Here is a 20,217-nt window from a genome sequence, read left to right as displayed (position 1 = left end):
ACTGGTATATCCTCATGACTGCTTATATTTTTACTACAAGACCTTCAAACATTTCATAATTTTGCACTACGCCATCATCCAAATCAATTTCGATTTGCATATCAGCCATATGGTGCAACAATTCATCGTACTCTTTTAGTTCATCTATCTTCTTGTCTAATACCTTTAGTTCCTTCTTAGCATTACTTATCTCTTTTGTTGAATAATCGCCTTCAATTATGCTCAATAGATCCTTCTTCTCAGCATCAAGCCGAATTTGGTATTCATGGAGATAATCAGTACGAATACGAGATAAAGTTGTCTTATCATAGCGATGCATATAAATTAGACAATTAAATGCCTTTTGTTTCCCAGAAGTAAATAGCCAATAAATCGGTCGATTCTTGTACGTTTGAACATGATCCTTAAAGAACTCATTTAAGAAATAGCGTCTTATAGTTTCTTTTGCTGTTTCACCTTTTTTATTTCCAAGCGTTTCTGCAATAAAGTCAAGGTTTTCAGCTAATGTCTCCTTACCATATGTAGCTTGGATAAATTCGCTGAACCTTGAAACGATGTCGTCTTCAAAATAAGACTCAGGTAATATTGGCACGATATTGTCTTCATCAACAGGGTATGTTTGGTATTTATTACGTTTAAACTCCCCACCTGCATAAACAAGACCTTGTTCGTCTAATGAATAACGACCGAACATACACCCTATTACATAGGATATAAAAGATTTAATGTCTCGTATAATATCTGCCCTATAAATTATCACATCTTTTTCTTGTATATCTGGAGTAATTTCCTCGACTAAACCATATAGGTCTATAAAATATTGGTTAATTTCCTCTTCATTACGTTTTAACTCGAAAAATCTATTTTCTGTTGCAATTTTGTACTTCATCCAAACATTTTTTAATAGGCTTTCTTGTTCCTTATAAAAAAGAAGAGGATGTAACTTAAAATCCCATGATCGTTCAAATGAATCCCAATCTTCTTTTGCTAATTCTACATTTTCTTTGCTAATATTAATAATTTGTTCACTTAGTTTGCTATTTGCCTTAACGATAGGCAGTCTCTCTAAATCATTTACCTGAAAACTCATTGTCGGATTTAAAACTTGAATTAGTTGGCCAATAATTTTACTTGCTAACAAAGCAAGAACATAAAACACATTGTATTCTACGTCATTTTTAATAAATACTGATGACCCCTTCATATCGAATAAAAAACCAGGAGGGGAATATCTTACACTAAAATTATTGGTTGCTACATCCGACCAATTGATACCTTCTTTAAAATATAAGGTTGAGTCCCTTAATCTATAGTTTGTATTTTTACCTGAGTATTTGATATCATAGCCCTCATTTTCCATGTTAATCAAATACTCCATGTTTCCATACCATTTTCTATAAGAACCACCTTTAAAGTACGGAAACCATTTAAACTTGTAGTAGTTTATATCACTAAACTGCCTCATCTTAAATCCAATTTTTGAAACATTCACTTCTGTCCACATCTTTAGGAATTCATCGTTATTTCCAGTCATTATACCCGATTTGGGTTCACCAATATCCTTTAATTTTTCACCCTCAGAAAAGATCTCTATTGCTTTATCAGATAGCCAATACCCAAGTGGATATCCTTGAATTCTGAGAAAGTCCTTTTGATTTTTTTTAAAAATATATGTCTGTTCTAAACCCTCTATTGATTCTAAGGTCTTTGCCCTTTTCTCTTTTGCATTTCTAAGTTCCGTTAATCTTAGATAAATACCTTTACTTTTGGGAATATGATAATTCCTAAGAGTGAATGATGTTGTTTGTACAATCTCCCCACCTATATCTTCAAAAGCTCTTGTCCCTAAATGCAACATTGATACAAGAGAGTTTGTTGTAATTATTTTTTTTCTTAATTTCTCATAACTAAATGTAAACATCCAAGAATGTTGATTAATAAATGACATTAAGGCTTTATCTTTAAGTAGATGATTTAATTCCATAAATGGGGCAAATAGATCATTCTTTGTGTCGGGATAATTCTGATTTAAATATTCTACTAATGTTGTTGTCATATACCTTATTCCCATATAAGGTGGATTTGTTACTAAAATATCATATTGGTTAGTCAAAATCTGAGCTTGTTTAATAAGCTGTGGTAACAATAATAAGGACTTTTCTCTCAACTCAACTTGAAATAAATCTTCTACAGGATTAATCTTAATTTGGTTATATCTTATTTCAACAAGTTCTTTAGGAAATAACGTTATATTTAATAATGAACCAATTGTTTTAGCGTCTTTGAACTGAGATATGAATGACTTCATTTGGTCAGCAATTTCTCCACTTTCTTCTCCTGAAATATAGGCAATATCAGCTTCAGTTAAGTGGTTGGTTTCTTGTATAGAAATCAATTTTAATTCAAGTCCCTCTCTCTCAATACTACGTAAAAATCGAGAGTTATACTCTAATGCCTTCATTACGACAGAAAAACACGCAAGCTGGTACGCCCGATCATCTATATCCAATCCATAAAGATTATTTTCAATAATCAACCTTGGAATTTCTCTCTCCATATATCCACACTTAATATAAATTTCATACAATACATCAAACATATAAACGAGGATATGACCACTACCCATGGCAGGATCGATACACTTAATATCCTCAACCTTTAACTCTTTATTTATATAAGGAGCTAATTCTTCCTCAAAATCAACCTCTGAATCTGGATTTTCGATGTAAAATTCCCATTCTCTAAATAATTCTCTCTGCTCAGGATGGGATTCTACCCAATATCGTCCTAACGAGTTTTGTACCATGTACCTTACAATCCAATCAGGAGTAAAAAGTTGAGTTGCATAAGGTATTTCCTCTGATTTATATTTTTTCTTTGCTTTAAACACTCTGTCTTTCTCTTCAGCTATATAGAATTGATACAGCCAACCTATAATTTCAACCCTTTTCCAATTATCTTCTTGAATGAAATCAATGTCAGTCATTTGACGAATAAAAGAATCCTTTGCCAACAAGCCTTCTGGAAAGAGGATTTCCGTATAATCATCAATTGTTTCAAACATAAATGGTAAGAATCGATTCAACTCGTTGCAATGTTTAATAATTAGATACTTGAACAATTCTTCCGTTTCATTGTTTAATTTCAAGTTATAGATATACTCTCTATCCAACTCGATCTCTAAATCCAATTCTAATGCCTCATTTATCATATCTGGATCTGCACTATTTGGATTTGAAGAAGATAATACCCTTACACCAGTTGGTAGATAGTCATTCACTTCCATAAAACGTAGTGCTGTAAAACGGTTAAACCAAGTATAAGCGACTTCTTCCATTACCTGTTTAAATCCGATTTGATTAATACGAGTAATGAGTTTATCACGTTGAGTTTTTTCTTCTCTTAAAAGCTGTCTGCCATCTATAAAGATGGCATCCGAGCTTTCAATGTCTGCTTTTTTTATATTGTCTTCTGTGATTCCAATTTTCATTGCCTTTGCTTCGACTTTTTTTAAGAGTTCTTTTCTGGCACTTGTCGCAAAGGTTTTGAGAGCTGACTTATTCATTTTTACATCTCCCGACTAATCAATGAACTCGATTTCTTTATTAGACTTAATGATTTGTTTTAACTTATTTGATAACGTCCTGATGTACTTGTCTACATCGTCTTCTGAACGTAATTCCTTCACTACAATTAGTTCTGAGGCTTTAACCTTTTGCTTTTGAACGGTTGCAACATGTCCACCGCCAGATTCGTTACCGCCTCCATCAATTACTACAGGAGGTGTGACGACAGTTCTTCTATGCCATTCCTCTATTTCATGATTAATCTTCAGTTCGTATTGTTCTTTAAAACTTGTGCTTTGAGAAATTGTCGCATCAACTTTATATACGTCAACAAATTCTTCAACTTGTGCTATTAAGGAAGGATAATATTGTTCGACTCGTTCTTTTGTTTCGTTTGATACGCCATTCTGCTTTGCTTTCAGATAAAGGTAATCATAATCCAACTTGATTTTCTCTTTCGCATTTTCTTTTTTCTCTGATAGGACAATATTAATTTGATCCTCTATACCTTTAACGATTTCAGGGATTAGCTTTATTTTCCCATAAGGAATCGAATCATTTAAGATGTCTGTCAATTTCTCAATGTAATTTTCCGCTTCATTTCCTACAAGATAGGCTTTGTTTTCTTGATACTTATTGATAGCTGATAGCCCTTTATCAAAGATATCCTTTTGATCTGTACCAAAAAAACTCTTAACGTAAGTCATATCCTCTTCCCAATAACTAAGGTCTTTTTGTAGTTCTTTTATCTTTCCAAAGAATGATGCATTATCTAACCCTTTGTGGAATTCACCAAAATAACTTAATCCTTTGTCAAGCAAGCTCATACCTGGGTATTTTCTGCCTTCGTAGCGAGCCTTGTATGCATAAATTTCATTCATTTGTTTTTCAATCAATGATCGCATTTCTTTTACTAAACCGTCTTCGTCATCTGGCAAATCGGTTTTATTTAGCACCTCTTTGCAGACCTTCTTCGCTACCTTAATGAGTGCTTCATCTACTTTTTTTCTTTTTAAGATGATTCCTTTGTCTGCTTCAGATGTTTTTGTTAAAACAGTGACAATCTTGCTTGCATCTGATGCTGGCTCCAGGTACTCCGAGTTATAGCGAATTCGAATTTTTTGATCCCTTAGTAGCTCAGCAATAAAACCTTGGATATCAAGCTCTCTCCAGCCATAAGGTTTGTCGTTGAAACGGTCTACAATCATTTTGACTCGAATTTGCTTTTGAATCGAATCTTGAAGGCTAATAAAATCAGAAATTTCTTTGATTGCCAGCTCATTTGGTACTTGTTCCATGACTGTACTTAATGACAATTGCTCTTCTTTAGAGTTTAAAATTGAGCGAAGTTCATTTTCAGTACCTATAAATTTTTTTACATAGGTTAATTTTGTATAAACATTGTCTACCAATGAGTATAAGGCTGTATTCATTTTTTCTTTTACCGTTGAGCCTTTGACAGCCACGTTGTCCCCATTGATAAAGAATTGACCATTTTTAACCGCATCTTCTAATAATTCACGTACTCTACGTTTTCTTTCTCGTACCTCAGCCTGTTTGTTGTTCAAGATGTTCTGAATGCTCTCAGGAAGTTGAGTGATATTTTTTTTCTTACGATACTCCTCAATTCTTAGCACTTCTTCCATCTCTTCGATATACGATTCATTCCCACCTAATTTCAATAGTAATTCACCGTTTCCAGACGACATCATCATTAATTCATGCTCTGATTTTCCATAGTGGTCTGATAATGGAGATATAATATTCACACCAATATTGGATGTTTGATTTCCATAATTCTTTTCATCCATTTTCTGATTATATGAAAATGAATACTCGGATGAATAACGGTACTTTTTCTCTTCATAAAGGTCTTGGAAGATATAATTAGCAAGTTCTCTTTTAATCACATCTTCATCTACATTGATTGTCTTAATTTCTCGGTTGATATCTTGTTCATCATCAGTCAGGAAGATATAGAACTCTCCGTTTTTCTGAACAAGCGTTTGAGAAATGAGCTTTCTTAGGGATGCTTTTATTTTCTCTTTCAACTCTAATTTATCTTCATCAATGCTTGTCACCATAAGGGTAGCGATATTTTCAATATTCGTTGGAAGCTCTTTAATGTATTTAATCATAAACAATACTTTCAAGAGGTTCATGTTAAATTCATCATCTTTAAGTGCAGGATTTTCGTATGCTCCCTCAATAACTCTTGATATAGTCGGATTGAGGAATTCTTTAATCGTGTCATAGAATGCATAGAATGGAATTAACAACCCTTCCTCTGCATCCTTATAACGTAGTCCTGCCTCTTTAAATGCGGATAACATGGAACGTTCCCCTTCTGATAAATGCTTACCAGAAGAACCATGTCGTCTTACTTGCTCAAATACATTTTGCAGTAGTTTAAATTGATAGGGAATAAAAGGATAAACCTCTGCAAATTCTTGCTCGTTGTCGTAGCCCCTTAAATCCGCAGTGCTTTCTTTGAAACTAATTAAATTCTTCAGGATGGCACTTTTCTCTGGATAAATGACTTTGAGCTTATCGTTAGCAAAGTCTTTCTTTAAGAGAATACGCTTCTTAATTACTTCATCTACTGAAATCGATGATAAAGATAATCTCGTATCAAAGCGGCCCTGAATACGGGAGAAGTCATCTCCTTTTACCTTAACGATGCTATCAATGCTCTCTTGGGAAGTGACCATAATCCAGACTTTCCCTTTGGCGAAAGTACCCAAGTCCTCCGCAACTGTTTGAAGATTAAGCATGAGACTACGACTGTCCCCAATAAACTGACCAATTTCATCTACTAAAAACACCAGATGAAAATTCTTACCCTTCTGATCGATATACTCCTTTACATCCTTGGCAAACTTTTCAATGCTAATCTCAAAATTATTTACTCCATTCTCAAACCAATTTCGAGCTGATTCTTCGGACATATCCGTTACTTTTGTTAAGGCTCCTATTACGTAGTCAGCATCGAAATAGAAAGTATTTCGACGGTCGAACCATTCTTCACCTGCAAGTACCTTAAACTCAGCTTTAAACTGTTCGTAGACACCTTTTTGATCTAAGTATTTCTCCATTTCGGCAACGCCTGGAATATCTCCAAAATACCCTCTATGTTCATAGAACACCTTCATAAATACACGTAAAATCGCATCATCTTTCGACTTACTATCCATGGATGCCTTTGAATCGATATTGAATAGAATTACTTCTGTCTCAACGTCGGCAGTTCGATTCATGTTTGCCAGAACTAAAGGATCTTGTATTTTATTTTGGAAGAACTCAATGGCTTTTTTGTTTTTTACTTTCTTGTTTTCAATCAAGTACGCAAGGATTTTCAAGAAGTGGGATTTACCAGATCCGAAGAATCCGCTGATCCATACTCCCATTTTATCGGTAGTTCCATCTATGCCCTTTTGATAATTCTCATAGAATTTGGATAAGTGCTTATGTAACTCTTTTGTCACAACATATTCATCAAGCTCTTGATAGGTATTGTCTTCATCTGCTTGTGCAACTTTTATTACTCCTCTTATATCTCTTTCAATGTCTTTTTGAAACATATCTCTAATAATCATTTAGTATCCCCCTCTTCTCTAATCGACTAACGGAAAGGCTCGGTAATAGTTGTCATCCTTGAACTTGTTAAACAAGTGAAGTGATTGACCGTCATATCTGCCAGGGAAAAACATGATGACTGGTATCTTATCAATAACTTCTTGAAGATTATTTAAAATCGTGTGTGATCGAACAAATGGATACACCTTTCCTACCCCTGTGATGAATACGACATTGTGATCAACCAATTCCTCTTTGATTTTGCTCAAAAAGATTTCTGGCTTGGCAAAGGCAGACATGGCTTTAAAGAGGGCATCCTTCCCCTGTTTTTCTTCTACTTGGAATACTTGATCAAAGATTCGTTTTTCCTTTGCGATTTCAAGCAACATATTATATAAGTCGAATTCGATAATCTTGCGTCCAGATCCTTCATAATTGAATTCCTTCTTGATATGCTTCACGTAATCACGAACCACTAATTCCTCATTTGGCTCATAGTCAAAGATATAAAAACTAATCTCATTACCAAGTCCTCTACCTTGTATAAACTTGTCCTCTTTGATTTTTGGGATAATTTTATCCAATCTACGATTAATATTCGCCATGTGTTTAATCCTTTCACTCACCCATTGCTTTTAAATAAGCTGTATCACCAATAAACATAAGGTGACGCTTTAAATTTTCATCAAATAATAGCCTATTCAACTCACCTGTTTTTTTATCGTTTAGCAAGCCAGCCTCGTAAAGCAATTTCAAATAGACTTGTTTCAATTTATTTACTGTCAGTTCAGTCCATTTTGCCATTTTCTCGTCTTGTTCCGCCTTAGAAATAAAGAATACGTTCAAATCTTTCTTTTCAAGCAGATAATTATTCGATTCCAGCTTTTCTCGGATGACCTCGTTCATAAATTCAAAAAAGAGTCTATCCGTCTTCATAATGGAATATAGGTTTATAACCTTACCCTCTTCCAATGGACTATTCAGTACCCATTCCTGTAGTTGATCGTCTAAAGCATTTGCTCTTCTGATAACTGATGGTACAATGCGTTTAAGACTCGAAGTAAATTTATATTCGAAGACATTTTCCTCGATAACCTTTTTCTTTATTTCATCATTTGATAACCCTTGCCTTTTGAGCTTCAACACTTGCTTTAATTCGTACAATAAAAAAGAAGCCCCAGTAAGTGTTGCACTATAATCTAATTCTTTAGTCATGCATCCAAATCCTTCCACCGTACTTATCAAATTCTACTACCAACTGCACTTTTTAAAATTTGTTCAATCACTTCAAGCCTTCTCTTTCCACATTGTTGTCTTAATATCGTGGTAAAAGCACCTTCCTTTAGTAATTTACTTGGATTATTTATGTAGATATCAGTAACAGATTTTACGAGAACATCTTCATCTATCTTATTTCCCCAATAAGCATCTATTACGGAATTTAATGAAACAGCAAGTTCTCTTTGTGTTTTATAAAAAAGTTTCACCTGCAAAGTTACCACCTCAAAAATAAATCTTATTCTATTCTTATTTTATTCTTACTTTAAATTAAAAGCAAAAACATGGATATAAAAAAAATAAGGAAGAAATTCTTCCTTATTATATAGCCTTAAATTTTTCAATTCTTTTCGACAACAAATATAAATCGTGAATTTTTGTCATAGCATCCCACTTGCAATCAACTATGAACTCCATAATATCCAATAGAAACCTTTTTGCACATCCCTCAATTTTCTTATCATTGATAGTAAATTCATTTTGTATCAACAAATCAGTTAAGGTTAATATACCGCTTTTATTATCATCTTTTTGTTTAAGTTCATCAAAGCTCTTCTCAATCAATAATTCAAATGGGATGCCCAAAGCAACTGCTATCCTAATTAACTTAGAAAAGCTAATTTCATTCCTTTCTCCATTCTCTATACGATTAATAAAACTGGATGATACATTTGTCATTCTCTCAACCTGTGATAAACTCATACCTCTCATTGCACGATATTCTTTTATTAATTTGGCTATCTGATCTGTTGCTACATCTAATTCATGATTGCATTCTACATCATTATTCTTCTCCATACCTTTCCTCTCTCCTTACCTATAATCAATAGATTTAACCTGGGGGGATTTCCAAAAGGAAACCTTTTTATTAAAACATTAGATTATAGATATAATGCATTTTCATTATTCATAGTTAAGAAGGAAAACATTTTGAAAAAACAAAAATAAAAAGCCCTATTTTTTTCAGGACTTTTTTGTAGATTCCATTTTTATAAGAAAAAATTTATTTTAACATTCCTCATATTGTACTTCAGTTGCATATGCAGATTCATTGTCTATGTCTTCAGCCAGTATATAACCAAGCTCATTAATATCTTCTTTTTGCATATTTCCCATTCCCTCCAATTTTATTTTAGGTGATTCCTTAGAATGTCATCCAAATATTTATCAATATTTTTAAGTTTACTATAGTGGATAGTAACTAATTTTTCATTATTTTTCTTGCAATATTCAGTCTTTATTTTATCGTTACGCTTGATTTTTAAAAAACCATCTATGCCTCCAAAAACCTTAACTGGTTTTTCATGTTGACTCCCTTGAAATTCAATTAATAGCAAAGGCTTATTATTATCTTTATCTTCTTGATTTCGAAATATAGCAAAGTCGAATCGGAGTGGTCTTATATATCTACAATCCTCGAACCAAAATTCACTTTTGAAATCAATCTTATTACTTACCAAATAGTCTAATATCTTCTTGTTCCCTTTTGATTCCATACAACGGGGACATCTACTTCCAGATAAAAAGGAATTAGGTTTTACTGACCATTCATGTTGGCATTCCTCATGCCTCATTCTTATTTTAGTTTTATTGTTTATGTATTCACCAAGCACCGTATATTCTTTACCGACTGCATTAAATACATCTATGACGAATTCCTCATGATTTTTTTCAAAACCTTTACATTTTTTACAGCCATCAATACGGTTTATAAAGCAATTAGGATTAACAAGATATGTTTTTCCGCATAGGTTATGCTTTACCTTCACATTGGTTTTCATATTTATATATCTTGATAAGATGATATATTCTTCACTATGAACTTTCAAAACTCTCTTAATAAATTCTTGATGGGTTAATGGCAAATTCCCTGCACAACTTGGACACGATGTACCTTTATGAAGTAGATTAGTAGGTGCTGTTCGCCATACAAAAGAGCAATCCTCAATATTATGCTTAACTAAAATTGGTGTATCCATTGCAACGTACTGCCCTAAAACAATAATTTCGTGACCTTTTTTGGCAAATAGTCGTTCTTTAAATTTCTCAGTGGTTAGTTTTGCATTGGGCTTACAATTTGGACAACTATTTTCCCCTAATAATAAATAGTTTGGAACCGCTTCAAATTCTTCACTACATATATTATGTTTTACCAAGACAGGATCTTTATTGTTCTTACCGTAACTACCAATAACAGTAATCTCATTACCCCATATTCTCCCTACATCAGCAATGAATTGTTCCTGTGTTTTACGTTGTTTTGCTATATTACATTCTGGACATCGTGTACCATTTTCTTTACAAAAATTATTTGGGAATACTGCCCATTCATGATTGCATACTGTATGTTTTAGCCTTACAGGTTTGTCCCATCCAAAATATTCTCCAATAACCTCATACTCAATTCCCACTAACCTAAAGATTCTTAACCTAAATTCTTCTATTGTTAATTTTCTTGGCATACTTCCCATCCTTAAATGTATTTATGCTAAAGATACTTTACATCTATCCCACACATTTCCTTGAAATTACACCGCCTACATACCTCTTGATTAGAAGTTTGACTAAAACACGATGATGGGAGAGGAATATTTTTGTCTACTTCTTCAAGAAAACTCTGCATATAATTTATACTCATATTTATCAGTTCTTTCATGTTATCAATATCAATTGGTTTAACAGAGTAAGACTTGGATTCGTTATTTAGAAGATACTCGTTTCTTATCTTGATCTTACTAAGCTCACTGACTTTATATGCTTTGGATACGAAATGTGAGTACAATGCAAGTTGGTTTCTATCATTATCATCTGATTTTCCAGTCTTCCAATCTACTAAAATAAGGTTATCTCCTGTAATTCGATCTCTATAAAGTAAGTCTACTCTTAACCATATTTTTATCCCGTCTTTACTCATAAAACGAAATTGTTCTGTGTGAGGATGAACATTAATCTTCTTTTGTAGCAATTCGACAAAAATTTCGTTTTCGTAGAGATTATGTATAACAACAATTAGTCGCTCTCTTAAATTAGAGATTTTTTCATTAGAAACATTATCTTCATAGTAAACTTCATGAAGCATATTAATTCTGCTTGGCTTTTCGAACCATTTGTTATAGTCACTAAACGAACAATCAATAACCTCTTCAACTTGTATCCAAATATGATTAAACGCTTCCTTCTCACTAATGAATAGATGTTTACCCTTTGCAGTATCCTCGATAAATTTATGTACCCTTTCCCCCACAAACATTTCAAGATTGGTTAATTTTTTTAGACGATAGATATGTTTTGTAATTGCATCTGAATCCTTTAACCAGCCATTGTGAAATCCATAGTAAGAATGATAATACTTTTTAGCACACTCCAGGGCTGTTTTATGACGTGAGTTAGACCATGAAAATACAGGGTATTCTTGAATAACCAATCATATTTCCTCCTTTTATTGCAATGTATTGTTTGTGAGAAGAGGTAAAATATTTTTTCCAAAAAGAAAAGAGCCGAAATCCTATTTAGATTTCGGCTCTTTTTATATGGGTATTTATAATTAGTTTAATTATTATTTGAAACAAATAAATGCACCCTCTCAGAAACATTTGTTCCCATATTACACCACTGACTTCAACTTGTCAAATACTGGTTAATTGATGGTGAAATGTATTATTTTCACCCTTAATTTAAACTTCTTCTTTCACTAACTCCCCTTTAATTCAATAATATTTTAATTGTGTGTCTTTATACTCAATTTTATTTTAGTGTGTTTTTGAAAAACGTTTACTGATATATAGTACAAGTGGCATTATGGTAAAACTAATTGCGGATACCCAGCCAATTAATACCGCAAATTTTCTAATAAAGTTCAACCAAGCAATCGATCCAATTATTGTATTTCCATCACTCTGTAGTGTATAAACACCCCCAACCCCTGGTGTTGGAAGGGTTACAAGCGTTAGCACACTAACCCCGATAATTAGCAAAGATATTTGACGACTTTTAATAATTTCTTGTTCCTCAAATTCCTCATTTACTTGTAAAAACCATTGAATTGTATTTCCTATTACAGATATAACAAAAAAAGATATAACAAAAAAAGGTGATAAGTGTATATCAAAATCCATAGTAGCCTCCAAATTTGATTAAATAACCCAAATTTATCTATACGTGATAACAAACTCTTCATCTGATAGAGCTTCTGGAAGTAACACAAGTGTAATTCCATTTAGATATTGACCATATTTATTCTGTACTATATTAAATGTCTTACCTTCAGTAACAAAAAAGTATTTGGAATCTGCTACATTTTGCTGTAACTTCTCAAAATCCTTAACGAAATTAATTTTTTGGTTTGCACCAAGGTCATTCTCTTTATAGGGATACGTGGTCTTCAACTCACCAATTATCCTTTTTCCTTCAATGGTTGTTTCATCAACATCTAACCCAGGTGATCCTTGTGGTTTTAAAGCCATATTTAGTTCAGAAAAAGTGTATCTTTGATTAAGAAACTCTTTTATTAATAGGCAACCAATGAAACTCATATCATTATCTATATTCCCGATAATTCTTCTGAAATTTTTTAATGTTTCATACTGATCAACTAAGCCTTCCTTAGAAAAATCGATTGCCAATTCATTCGTTAAGAATGCTCTAACTTTATCTAACTTAGTAGATAAGTTTTCGATATAGTCCATCTCTTCATTAGATAAACTATTATTTCTCTCTATCTGAGTTACTTCTTCCTTTTCATAGAGACTATCATCTTTTTCGTTTCTAATAAACTGTACAGATTTACCGAATATAACCTTTCCTACTGTATATCCCGCATCAAGCCATGTTGCAGAGTGAGAATGTGCTGTTTTGCTGTTCACCCACCATGCCTGATAACTATAGGCTGAGTTTGGCAATGGTGCTTTTAAAATCTCTTCCATTTCATGAAATGACAAAATAACATTGGTATCTGTTAAACTCTTTAAATAATTTTGCAAAGGAAGATACTTTCCTGCAACTGAACTCATTTTCCACACCCGCTACTCTTTAATTTTTATGTAATATAAAAACACTTTAATGTACTTCTTCCACATATCCTATTCGACATGAACTTACAAAACCCTTGAACTCTATTAGGGAAAATCAACCATAAGAAGTGCTTATCTGATGATGCTATAATTACAATGAAAAGTATTATTTTATTTAAAGGATGGAACAATATGAAATCATTAAAAACAAAAGCACTTGAATGGATTGTTTCATTAAAAGTTCATGAGAAAACAACAGAGAACATCCCATATTACTTTAAGTTAGAGGCATTTGCTGATGAACCAGAAGTATATATTCGGACTACTGATGAAGGGTTGGAGTTTGGATTTGAAGCTACTCAATGGGTGGATGGACATACGCCAGCTATTGGTAAGTATAAAAAATATACAGTGAGATGGGAGGATTTGGAGTCATTAAGTAAAGAAGAAAAACAACAGATGATTCTTGACCTACTCATGAAAACTATCAATTCAAGGAAAAGGCAATATAGGAAGTGCCAATTCTGCGGAGAAAATGTACCAGTAGAACATAGATTTGATCGAGATACTTGTCATGGTTGTGCCAGTTCAAACTTTGGAGTCTTGTATTAAAAAATATTCTTTAATTGCAAAAGTTTAGATAACTAATAGATAAAAAGAGCCTACTTTTTTAGCAGGCTCTTACTTGTAATTGAAACCACAATTAATGAGTTATTGGAAATTATATAAAGTAGAAAAAAGCGAACCCATTTGCTAACCCCTATAGTAGATATTCTCTTTATTACTAAATCTAACTATAAGCTGTACTTCACTAAAACAATGGTTAGCAAACATTGTACAATGACACCAAACATTAATATGAATTTTGATACTTGTCTGCGAGTATCAAAATCTACTTCCTTTTTCTTTAATATTTGATCAATTTTTAATATAGATAAGATGAAACCACAAACAATAATTAGCATAACAACTTGAAGAACATTCACATTTTCACCCACCTATCACTCCCGCTTCTCAACTTCTTCTGCTCAATATTTCTATTGCATTATCAATACGACTTAGAATTTTACTAAATCCAAAATTTTCAATTTTGGTCACTGGATATAGATCTGGGTTTTTATTCTTCTTTTTACGTTGTACTTTTGCCCTCTTACTCACCATTTATATACTCCTCTCTACTTTCATTACTTAAAGAACAATTGTTTTAATAGGAAACCACCCATTAGACCGACCATTAAGATGATAATGTTAGACGCTACAGTAATTACAATGTTCTGCATATATCCCTTTGAAACTAACTTTTCAATTAAAGTGTCCATTTTCCAATTCCTCCTGGTTTCTAATCATGTTTCTCAGACAACACCATTAAAAATAAGAAACGCCTATTCACAGAGAATAGGCGTAAAAACTTTTAAATATAAATTTGTAGATTTGGCAATTTTTCATCACAATCACCTTTTACAATTTTTGGTGTATTTGAGTTGGTATCGCTATTATAAAACGTGTTATCTATTTAGTCAATAATACCTACATCTTCCTTTTCTCACACATGGAAAAGCCATTAATTATACTGGTTCACATTCTACTTTTATAGGTCTTTTTTATTATAAATCCCTTTTAGAATATTGGTAGTTTTTACTATATAAGGTAGAATGAAAGAAAGTGAGATAACTAATAAAAATGATGAAAGGCTTTGAAAATATGACAAAGATTATGAGTTTAAAAAGTGTTCAAAAAGCATTTATCTGCTTTGCTTTAGTGGGTTCATTATTTGCAACAGAAGCCTTTGTTGGGCATTACATTGTATCAGCAAGCACCAAAGCTCCTGTATCCAACATCAAAAACATTAATACGGTAATCAATAAGACGAAACAAAAGTTTCCACAATCATCTGTATTAAAAAGTGGAAAAGCCTTGGTTCCAATGAAGAGCGTATTTGAGAAGTTTGGCTACAAGATTACTTCTGATAGTAAGAAAGGTACAGTAACCGCAACGAAATCTAAATCGAAAATTGTGGTGACATTAAACAAGAATACCGCAGTGGTAAATGGCAAGACTGTAAAAATGTCTGCTAATGCCCAAACGATTAATAAAACCACTATGGTTGCCTTAGATTTTGCAGGAAGTGCATTAGGCGTAACTGCCAAGTATGACAGCAAAACGAATACTGCTTCCTTAACCAGTAAAACAGTGGTTAAAACACCATCTTCTACTAAGCAAGTGGTGAATGGGATAACAGTTAATTATGGTAGACACACTTATGAAGTAAAGAGTCAGGCTGAATACAATAAGGTAATGGAGATCGTGAATAAGGCAGTAAAAGATAATAAGGCTAAAAGTTTTGAGAGCTTAAATGAATTTAATATTTATTTCACCGAATATCTTAACGGTGCGAGATGGAATGGTAATGTTGATGATTTAGAAAACGATGAAAGACAACTTGCTTTATATGCATTAGATAGTAAGTTGGGAGAATTAGTTCAAGTAGGAGTAAAGAAAGAAACGATTATGAATGCGTATAGAGCCTATAAAGTATCAAATACTCTTTTAGAAGTAGCGAAAACTGTTGATGATGGAAAACCAAGGTCAGCATATGATGCATTAGTAGGTAAATTAACAGATTGCGATGCAGATGGTAATACTTATTCCGCAGTATTTGATGCTCTTGGCTTTAACACATCTATGTTAGCCAGAACTGGACATTCATTTATGATAGTTCTAATAGGAAACAAGTGGTACGATCCATCAAACGGTGGGTTTGCTGAGATAGATTTTAATTTCTACAAAAGTGAAGGTTACAGAGTATATACTCAACCACAAACTGGTTCAATCAAAATGTAAAAAATATTAAATATAGAGTTAAATCGCTATATTAAAAAAAGCATCCCGCATATTCGCAGGATGCTCTTTTTATGATTAGGAAGCGGAAGATGCTTCTTCTGCCTCTTTCTGTAACTCTTCGACTTGTTGCTTGCGAGTTTTTGCTGTTTCTTTCTTCACTTCTTTATTTTTATCTGATGCTTTTCCCGTTGCTTTTCTGACGGTCTTTTTCTTATCGGTTGTTGCTTTCTTAGAAGCAGGAGCTTTTTTGACGTTTTTCTTATCCTTTTCTTTTTCAACCACTGGCTTCTCTACAATGGTTAGGACAGGCTCAATTTCCTCTTGTTGTTCTACAGGTGTTTCTTCGGTCTTAGCCAATAGGGATTGTTCAATTTCTTCCATCGTTTGATCAGGATTTTCCATCGCCTTCATTACGTATGCCAGTGATGTGTTTTAGTCAGAATAAAAAATCCCTTATGTATAATACCGAACATTTGTTCTATAATAAACAAAAAGGTGGTTTGATAATATGATTCGTGATAGAGGGAAAATCAAATGGAACTCGGCGTATTTTATACCTGAACATGTAAAAATGATAAATAACCTTAAAGCTGATGATCAGAAGGAAAAAATGCCTATTTTAGATGAATACCAACTATTAGCTATCAATGAAATTATTTACGAAGCTATAGAATACGCACATCCAGTACAGATAAGAGTTTGGAAGGATGGATTTTTTGAAGAATACAGTGGCTTGATACACAGGCTTGATGAAATCAATTGCATCCTATATTTAGAAGAGAAAGATGGAATTATAGTAAGACTCAGTTTTAAAAATATTGTTGGGATCGAGCTTAAATAAGAAAGGGGAAAATTCCATATTTTGTGATATACTTAACAACAATTGTGATTAATTTAATGATATATTCATAAAGTGTTTTGTCATATTTATAAATAGGGGTACTAAAATGAAAACTACATTAATTTTATCACCTTTAGAATTGAGGGTTTATATAGAATTTTTAAGATTTGATTTAATTAATACAGGGATAAAATTAGGTCTAAATCATGACCGAACGGTAAAAGCAAGTCAAGAATTGGATTATTTTCTTTATCAATATCAAGTATTAACAGAATCAAGGGAATTGACCATTTAAAAATAAAAGGCTATTTTTTACAATGAAGAATAGCCCTCTAAAGTCGAATGAAATTCTAAAATAACCCTGTAATATGTGCTTTCCTTAATAGATATTTCCAATAAACCCACATTCCTAACAGCTATTTATATCAACTTATTTCTTTTCTCTTAATACTAACTGTTCTTAAATTATATTTTGGACATTACCAAAAATTCCTAATAACTCGAAATAGTATTCTTGGGATAAAAAATAGGATATTTAAAATTAAATCAAATAAAATTGAATCTCGAATATCAATTATTATACTCTTAATAAGACTGGGTTCCTTTACATTTTTTTGCTCTTTTTCCATTCCTCTATCTCCTATTTCAAATGAGTTTCTAATAAGGCTTATCCATTTTATAAAATTAACCCTTCGTTAGTTATAAAAAAGTTTAGTATCTATTTTCTAACTAAAAATTGTTACCATGCTTAAAAATAATATTAAGTTAATAATAGAAAACAGAGTCACCAAATATTCTTTTCTCATTCTTTCATATTTCCATTCCATAAAAGCACGAACAGTAAATAGGGTAAAAAAGAAGGCAATCATCAAAAGAAAAGTATCTTCAACAAACCATAATAAGATCATGAATCCAATAAATATTATCCGTTCAATCCATTTATGAGTAGTATTAACAGATTTATAAAAAGCCCAATTACTCTTATTTATTTTTAAGGCTCTCCTTAATAACCAGTCAGATATTAATCCGTATATAAGAAATACTATAATTAGTAATAATATATTCATTTATTGTAGCACCCTTTCTATTTGTATTAATCAAAGTTTTATTCGACAAGGTTTAAACTATATCCTCTAATTAACTAACCTTCCCGTTACCTGCTTTAAGAGCAATGTAAATAAAAAAACCCTCAGTCAAGAGAGTTTAATCTTCGTAGAGTCCAAATTCCCAAACCCCAGTTAATAGTCCAGCTATTTTATCCTCTTCAAATCCTTTTTCTATTAATACTTGCTCCATTTTTTTAACAATATTGTCTACGGGTTCTTCCCCATTAATAAACCCAACATTGGGGATATATAAAAACATCTTCTTGTCACCGATCTTCATTGATAACAGCTCCTTTTACAAATATCATTAGATATAAATCGACAATATCCTTGTGACAACATTATGAATGTTTTAAAACTTTATATAAGGTAGCCTATTTGGGGATATTTTCATTAATTATCTTGAATAATCAATTTGCTGTAATCAATAACAAACTATTTACTGGAATAAAAAAGAGCGACCACTTTTGCCACTCTTAGTCAACTTACCCATTCAACAAAAGAAGGTATTCTCAATAGACCTTTTTTTGTTAGGTTTCTATATTTCACTATTGCTTTCAACTTTGGATCAAGATAAAGGAACGAATCATTCTCATCAACAATAAGGTCTTTGTATTGGTTGTAAAACGCTTTACGACCTTGCGGAGCCATAAATTCCAATAAACCTGCATACTTCCCATTTTCAAAGTTTAGAAGAAGTCCAAACTCGTCTTTTCTCAGCCCAGAAATATAGACATTTTCGAATTTGTAATTTATTATCTTCAGCCAATCATGAGACCGCTTATTTATTTGATAGTTTGAAAATGCCTTTTTATGAACGATTCCCTCTAAATCATATTGCTTTATCAGTTCAAAGTATTGCTCACCGTTTCCTTCAATCCATTGTACTTTGTTCAACAAAGGCGTATCCTCGGTGATTGCTTCTCCCAGAATCTCCTTCCGCTTTATCAGAGGTAAACTTGTAATCTTTCTACCTTCAAAATATAGGATGTCAAAAACTGAATATGAAATCGTATGGTGTGAATTTTTGGAGATAAAACGTTCCATAACAGCCTCAAAGTCTGGTCGCCCTTGTTCGTCTGTAACTACAATTTCACCATCAAGAATAGTCCCATTGGGAAGAGGAAGATTCACCAATTTTGGAAACTTGGAAGTAATCTCATTATTATGACGGGTATATATTCTCACTTTATCATCAAATTTTGTCCAGATAGTTCTAAATCCATCTAACTTTAATTCAGTTATATAGGAAACGTCATCAAAAGGTTGTTCTGATTTGTGTAATAACATTGGTGAAATAAACATACTAACCACCTCATGACTATTTTAACATGATACTTTAAAACCCCTTATGGTAATTACTACCTTGTTTCTGAACTCCAACTTATAAAAGCTAATCAAGCAGATGTTTTATTTCATCAAAGTCACTAAACTTCATTCTTACAGACATAGGTCTACAAGTATGGTTGTTTGATATGCTTCTTAATAATTTAATAGCTCGTTCATTCTCTTTAGAGAGTTCAGATTTGTAGGATTCAGGTAGTTTTGTTATCCCTCTTGCTCTCACTCTATTTTTTGCTTTTATACCTACATTCTCCTTCGCTTGCTTCCTTATGTCTATTCCTCCAACGTTTTGATTCATAAAATTAATAAATTCAGATTGAGCCACACCTGTTTTCTCTTCAATGATAGGTGCAGTCAGGTTAAGCTCATTAGCATCTTTTGCAAGACTAATTGCAATGTTCCTTGCTACATCAGTGTTTTTCCCTTGTATAGTCTCTTCTAATTCCTCTAATTCTTCTTTATCAAATGAAAGTATATGAATTACCGTATCAATATCTATATTCTTACTAAATAAATTGATAATGATGCCCCAAATATCCGCTCTTGCTTTTCTAACAACCTCTTCAAAATTATGTAGGTTACTCATTTCATTTCCTGCCTTTTCTTTTTTATTTTTTTGAAAGACATCTATCAATTTGACTACTAATAGATAAGAA

At 32.5% G+C, this 20,217-nt stretch carries 22 protein-coding genes; 4 read left to right on the top strand and 18 right to left on the bottom strand.

Features of this window, described 5'->3' with window-relative positions:
* Positions 1-22 precede the first annotated feature (22 nt).
* From pglX to ACSBPO_RS01650, 10 genes are all read right to left on the bottom strand, one after another.
* Positions 23-3,565 (bottom strand): BREX-1 system adenine-specific DNA-methyltransferase PglX, encoded by a 3,543-nt coding sequence (gene pglX, locus ACSBPO_RS01695; RefSeq protein ID WP_442598156.1) that lies wholly within the window; start codon positions 3,563-3,565, stop codon positions 23-25.
* A gap of 15 nt (positions 3,566-3,580) precedes the next feature.
* Positions 3,581-7,162 (bottom strand): BREX system P-loop protein BrxC, encoded by a 3,582-nt coding sequence (gene brxC, locus ACSBPO_RS01690; RefSeq protein WP_442598154.1) that lies wholly within the window; start codon positions 7,160-7,162, stop codon positions 3,581-3,583.
* An 18-nt stretch (positions 7,163-7,180) separates the two neighbouring features.
* Positions 7,181-7,747 (bottom strand): DUF1788 domain-containing protein, encoded by a 567-nt coding sequence (locus tag ACSBPO_RS01685; protein WP_442598152.1) that lies wholly within the window; start codon positions 7,745-7,747, stop codon positions 7,181-7,183.
* Positions 7,748-7,760: 13 nt separating this feature from the next.
* On the bottom strand, positions 7,761-8,357 hold the full coding sequence (locus ACSBPO_RS01680; protein WP_442598150.1) for a DUF1819 family protein: 597 nt from the start codon (positions 8,355-8,357) through the stop codon (positions 7,761-7,763).
* A 26-nt stretch (positions 8,358-8,383) separates the two neighbouring features.
* Positions 8,384-8,629: a TIGR04540 family protein gene (locus tag ACSBPO_RS01675; protein ID WP_442600287.1), complete on the bottom strand. Its 246-nt coding sequence runs from the start codon at positions 8,627-8,629 to the stop codon at positions 8,384-8,386.
* Between the two features lie 112 nt (positions 8,630-8,741).
* Entirely contained in the window at positions 8,742-9,218 is a 477-nt protein-coding gene (locus ACSBPO_RS01670; protein ID WP_442598148.1) for a helix-turn-helix domain-containing protein, read from the bottom strand.
* Positions 9,219-9,547: 329 nt separating this feature from the next.
* Positions 9,548-10,882 carry a hypothetical protein gene (locus ACSBPO_RS01665; RefSeq protein ID WP_442598146.1) on the bottom strand — a complete coding sequence of 445 codons (1,335 nt, stop codon included), beginning with the start codon at positions 10,880-10,882 and terminating at the stop codon, positions 9,548-9,550.
* Positions 10,883-10,908: 26 nt separating this feature from the next.
* Positions 10,909-11,844 carry a PD-(D/E)XK nuclease family protein gene (locus tag ACSBPO_RS01660; RefSeq protein ID WP_442598144.1) on the bottom strand — a complete coding sequence of 312 codons (936 nt, stop codon included), beginning with the start codon at positions 11,842-11,844 and terminating at the stop codon, positions 10,909-10,911.
* 325 nt (positions 11,845-12,169) lie between these two features.
* On the bottom strand, positions 12,170-12,535 hold the full coding sequence (locus ACSBPO_RS01655; protein ID WP_442598142.1) for a hypothetical protein: 366 nt from the start codon (positions 12,533-12,535) through the stop codon (positions 12,170-12,172).
* 33 nt (positions 12,536-12,568) lie between these two features.
* Positions 12,569-13,429 (bottom strand): DUF7662 domain-containing protein, encoded by an 861-nt coding sequence (locus tag ACSBPO_RS01650; RefSeq protein WP_442598140.1) that lies wholly within the window; start codon positions 13,427-13,429, stop codon positions 12,569-12,571.
* Between the two features lie 192 nt (positions 13,430-13,621).
* Here ACSBPO_RS01650 and ACSBPO_RS01645 point away from each other — a divergent pair, with 192 nt between their 5' ends.
* A complete protein-coding gene (locus tag ACSBPO_RS01645) occupies positions 13,622-14,041 on the top strand; it encodes a hypothetical protein (RefSeq protein ID WP_442598138.1) in 420 nt (139 codons plus the stop codon).
* A 182-nt stretch (positions 14,042-14,223) separates the two neighbouring features.
* Here ACSBPO_RS01645 and ACSBPO_RS01640 read toward each other — a convergent pair whose 3' ends face one another.
* Genes ACSBPO_RS01640 through ACSBPO_RS01630 form a run of 3 tightly spaced genes read right to left on the bottom strand, consistent with a single transcriptional unit; the run spans position 14,224 to position 14,748 of the window.
* Complete coding sequence (locus ACSBPO_RS01640) at positions 14,224-14,415, bottom strand: hypothetical protein (protein ID WP_442598136.1); 192 nt, start codon at positions 14,413-14,415, stop codon at positions 14,224-14,226.
* Positions 14,416-14,443: 28 nt separating this feature from the next.
* A complete protein-coding gene (locus ACSBPO_RS01635) occupies positions 14,444-14,590 on the bottom strand; it encodes a hypothetical protein (protein WP_442598134.1) in 147 nt (48 codons plus the stop codon).
* A 23-nt stretch (positions 14,591-14,613) separates the two neighbouring features.
* A complete protein-coding gene (locus ACSBPO_RS01630; protein ID WP_442598132.1) occupies positions 14,614-14,748 on the bottom strand; it encodes a hypothetical protein in 135 nt (44 codons plus the stop codon).
* A gap of 361 nt (positions 14,749-15,109) precedes the next feature.
* Between ACSBPO_RS01630 and ACSBPO_RS01625 the strand changes: the two genes are divergently transcribed.
* On the top strand, positions 15,110-16,270 hold the full coding sequence (locus ACSBPO_RS01625; RefSeq protein WP_442598130.1) for a copper amine oxidase N-terminal domain-containing protein: 1,161 nt from the start codon (positions 15,110-15,112) through the stop codon (positions 16,268-16,270).
* Positions 16,271-16,345: 75 nt separating this feature from the next.
* On the opposite strand, the gene ACSBPO_RS01620 is transcribed toward ACSBPO_RS01625, so the two are convergent.
* Positions 16,346-16,672: a hypothetical protein gene (locus ACSBPO_RS01620; RefSeq protein ID WP_442598128.1), complete on the bottom strand. Its 327-nt coding sequence runs from the start codon at positions 16,670-16,672 to the stop codon at positions 16,346-16,348.
* Between the two features lie 106 nt (positions 16,673-16,778).
* Here ACSBPO_RS01620 and ACSBPO_RS01615 point away from each other — a divergent pair, with 106 nt between their 5' ends.
* Positions 16,779-17,111 carry a YolD-like family protein gene (locus ACSBPO_RS01615; RefSeq protein WP_442598126.1) on the top strand — a complete coding sequence of 111 codons (333 nt, stop codon included), beginning with the start codon at positions 16,779-16,781 and terminating at the stop codon, positions 17,109-17,111.
* Positions 17,112-17,217: 106 nt separating this feature from the next.
* Positions 17,218-17,406, top strand: coding sequence for a Spo0E family sporulation regulatory protein-aspartic acid phosphatase (locus tag ACSBPO_RS01610; RefSeq protein ID WP_442598124.1), 189 nt, complete (start codon positions 17,218-17,220; stop codon positions 17,404-17,406).
* Between the two features lie 430 nt (positions 17,407-17,836).
* Here the strand turns inward: ACSBPO_RS01610 and ACSBPO_RS01605 are convergent, their stop codons facing one another.
* The 4 genes from ACSBPO_RS01605 to ACSBPO_RS01590 all read right to left on the bottom strand — a co-directional run bounded on the left by ACSBPO_RS01605 (position 17,837) and on the right by ACSBPO_RS01590 (position 20,195).
* Positions 17,837-18,178, bottom strand: coding sequence for a DUF4181 domain-containing protein (locus ACSBPO_RS01605; protein ID WP_442598122.1), 342 nt, complete (start codon positions 18,176-18,178; stop codon positions 17,837-17,839).
* 136 nt (positions 18,179-18,314) lie between these two features.
* The gene (locus ACSBPO_RS01600) at positions 18,315-18,497 is read right to left on the bottom strand and encodes a hypothetical protein (RefSeq protein ID WP_442598120.1); all 183 of its coding nucleotides are present in this window, start codon (positions 18,495-18,497) and stop codon (positions 18,315-18,317) included.
* Between the two features lie 200 nt (positions 18,498-18,697).
* The gene (locus ACSBPO_RS01595; RefSeq protein ID WP_442598118.1) at positions 18,698-19,522 is read right to left on the bottom strand and encodes an ATP-dependent DNA ligase; all 825 of its coding nucleotides are present in this window, start codon (positions 19,520-19,522) and stop codon (positions 18,698-18,700) included.
* An 88-nt stretch (positions 19,523-19,610) separates the two neighbouring features.
* Positions 19,611-20,195 carry a hypothetical protein gene (locus tag ACSBPO_RS01590; protein ID WP_442598116.1) on the bottom strand — a complete coding sequence of 195 codons (585 nt, stop codon included), beginning with the start codon at positions 20,193-20,195 and terminating at the stop codon, positions 19,611-19,613.
* Between the last annotated feature and the right edge of the window lie 22 nt (positions 20,196-20,217).

Source organism: Neobacillus sp. D3-1R (assembly GCF_052180215.1).
In the GTDB taxonomy this organism is placed as follows: Bacteria; Bacillota; Bacilli; order Bacillales; family Cytobacillaceae; genus Pseudoneobacillus.
The sequence above is the reverse complement of the archived record's forward strand: the minus strand, read 5'-3'. Positions and strand labels throughout refer to the sequence as shown.